We start from the raw sequence: 483 nt of genomic DNA on the forward strand, positions 1-483 counted from the left end.
TCATTTACTTCAACGCGAACACCGAAACCATTTGGCTCTTGATCGCCTACAAGAAAGCCAAGTTCGACAATCTCCCCACGTCCTTCTTGGCGGAGTTAAAGCAAGGAGTCGAAGATGCCCTCTGAAATCGAAAAGTTCCAGCAGGATTTGCTTGAGTCCGTCAAGCAAATGAGGCGTGGCGAGGCCGTACGCACCACGCGTGTCGAGTTGTCCGAAGCAGCTGAGGCTCGTGCAAAGATGGGCTTGTCTCAGCAAGCTTTTGCGGATCTGCTCGGAGTGTCAGCCAGAACGCTGCAGGAGTGGGAGCAGGGGCGTCGCTCGCCTACGGGTGCGGCCAAGACGTTGCTCCGTGTTGCCGTTTCTCACCCTGAAGTCTTGCAAGAGTTACGTATGTAAATAAATTCACATCGGGTATTTTCAAAGAGCCGCACGGACGGCAGCTTGGTGACCGGCATGTTGCCGTTTAGCTTGATAACGTCATCA

The 483-nt window shown here is 53.4% G+C and carries 1 protein-coding gene; it reads left to right on the forward strand.

All coding sequences use genetic code 11. The annotated features are described in order from the left end of the window. Positions 1 to 114: 114 nt before the first annotated feature. Positions 115 to 396, forward strand: coding sequence for a helix-turn-helix domain-containing protein (locus C662_RS19605; protein ID WP_002925881.1), 282 nt, complete (start codon positions 115 to 117; stop codon positions 394 to 396). Positions 397 to 483 lie beyond the last annotated feature (87 nt).

The sequence above is a fragment of the Thauera sp. 28 genome, assembly GCF_000310145.2.
GTDB lineage: Bacteria > Pseudomonadota > Gammaproteobacteria > Burkholderiales > Rhodocyclaceae > Thauera > Thauera mechernichensis.